General features: G+C 36.5%; 2 protein-coding genes. Both read left to right on the plus strand.

Features of this window, described 5'->3' with window-relative positions; genetic code table 11:
* Positions 1-130: 130 nt before the first annotated feature.
* Positions 131-616, plus strand: coding sequence for a hypothetical protein (locus AC3DU7_RS31215; RefSeq protein ID WP_488043118.1), 486 nt, complete (start codon positions 131-133; stop codon positions 614-616).
* A gap of 291 nt (positions 617-907) precedes the next feature.
* Complete coding sequence (locus AC3DU7_RS31220; RefSeq protein WP_488043119.1) at positions 908-2,329, plus strand: RNA-guided endonuclease InsQ/TnpB family protein; 1,422 nt, start codon at positions 908-910, stop codon at positions 2,327-2,329.
* Positions 2,330-2,426 lie beyond the last annotated feature (97 nt).

Genomic DNA, 2,426 nt, shown 5'->3' on the forward strand with positions numbered 1-2,426 from the left:
AATAGCTGAAGCGCTGAAGCGCTGAAGCGCTGATAGCTGACGGCTGAATGCTTACACTTCACCACCTTATATTAATGTCTTTAATTATCATCAAAACTATAGAGAATCTGCCGAACTTCTAGGATGGGATTTGCTTAAAATCGCCAAATCAGAGATTGGTTCTAACAGGGCAAATAGAGGAAATCGTTTTTATACTGTAGTTCAGTATTGTTTGGATATAGCAGACACTTTAAAAGAGCTTTCCAGAGTATGTAAAAAAGATGCACGTCTTGTTTTTGTTGTTGGCTATGAATCAAATGTACTTGGAGTTCCTTTTTATAATGCTGATATTATTGAGAAGATTGCTATTGAGTCTGGTTTATATAGGAAAGTTTTAAGGCAAAAGCGCACATTTAAAAATAAGTTTGGGAAAATTATTAGAGAAGATTTGATTAACTTCTACAATTTAAAACCAGAATTAACAATAGAATTTATAGATACTGTAGCGAGAGAAGTTGCAATGAATGCTTTAAAAAATGGTATATCTGTAGTTTCAAGCCAAAATTATAATTCGTTAGAAAATTCTATCCGAAAAGTTCCATATCTAGAGAGAACACCAAAATTAAATTTACAGTAGATTCCAATGATAAAATCTTTGTAACACAGGCAAGATACCTGTGAGAGCTGTACCTCCAAATATTGAAAAATCTCAAACAATTTAAACCAAGAATACAATAAAAAATAAAATTATGCCTGAATTTCCACAACCACACTATTCAAAGTTAATAGCTTGTTTAAATAATCCTCGTTTACCTAATGCTGATCGAGATAGATGAGAGGAAGCTGTCAGAAAATATCATCAGTATGTGTGTGGTTTGTCCTGATTTTTGATATAATAGCTAATGTAGATACAAAGGTCGAGACTACAATGCTACTGAAATACAAGTACAAGCTCAAACCACATAAAAGGCAAGGGGTAATTCTAGCTAATTGGTTGGAATTAGCCAGAAAGCAATACAATTACCGTTTAGCTCAAAGGCTGAATTGGTTTGAAGCAACGCGCACACCAGTAAACGCTTGTCCACTTAATGTTTCAGTAGTACCAGTAGAACGAATTTATCAAAACATTCCAGAGTTTAGAATACAAACACGCGACGGTAGGAAAAAGGACAGTAATGGTAATCCGATAACCAAGAAAGGGGATCAACATCCGAATATAGCCAATGGTTATGTTTTGTGGGAAACTGTTCAACTAGCAGACTTAGCACAAACTAAAAAACTATTCCCTGAATATAAGTCTATCCACTCCCAGGTTTTACAAGATGTTATCCAAAGAGTACAAACAACAATGGATAACTTTACCAAGCCCGATAAAAACGGTAAAAGGAGTGGCAGACCTAAATTCAAAGGTCAGCATTATTATAATTCTTTCAGTTATCCTCAGTTGTCAAATACCCATATTGTCAAAAATACTAACGGTCGCTTTTGTGTCAATCTACCAAAGATTGGTTTAGTCCCTTTTGTCTACAATCGCCCAATACCAGTAGGATTCAAGGTTAAGACAGGTACAGTGATTCGTGAAGTTGACGGGTGGTACATTAGCTTCACGATAGAAGATAAGGCTGTACCTTGCGAGGTTGTAGAAATTCAACCCACCGAACAAAACTCAAAAGGTATTGATTTAGGACTGTTGCACTATGCTGTTACCAGTGATGGAGAATTTATAGAAGTTCCTAAATTTTTCAGGAAATCTGAACATCGTTTATCTAAACTTCAGGTGAGATTGACTAAGAAACAAAAACATTCAAAGCCTTGGAATATCCTCAAGCACAAAATAGCTAAACTCCATAAATTGGTGGCTAGACAAAGGTTAGACTGGCAATTCAAATTAGCTTATCATCTGTTTTCAGATGTAAGTGTTATTTTCATCGAAGACTTACAGATAGCTAATTTAGTTCGACGTTGCAAAGCTAAATTAGGTGATAATGGTCAGTTCTTACCAAACGGTCAGTCAGCCAAGTCAAGGCTAAATAAGTCTTTGCAAGATGCAGCATTAGGCCAGTTTATTCAGGTTCTAGAGTATGTAGCCTGGAAACTTGGCAAAAGAATTATCAAAGTAGACCCCAAAGGCACGTCTCAACATTGTTGGGAATGCTTGAGTAAAGTCTCTAAAAGCTTATCTGAGCGTTGGCATTCTTGCAGTAATTGTGGACAAGAACTAGACAGAGATTACAATTCAGCTCTTCTAATACAGAAGATAGGTTTGTTATCAACACAAGGGGAGGACATCACCTCTGTTAAAACTGCGGTCAGGGTTTCTTTGACTGAAGAATCCCGCGCTGTCTCGTAGAGCAGCGTCGGGAGTATGTCAAATCAAGGTTATTTTTAAATCAATGTACCGAACACCAACTATCAAATTTGATCGCGGCACTCTTATCCTCCATCCC

Source organism: Okeania sp. (genome assembly GCF_983059655.1).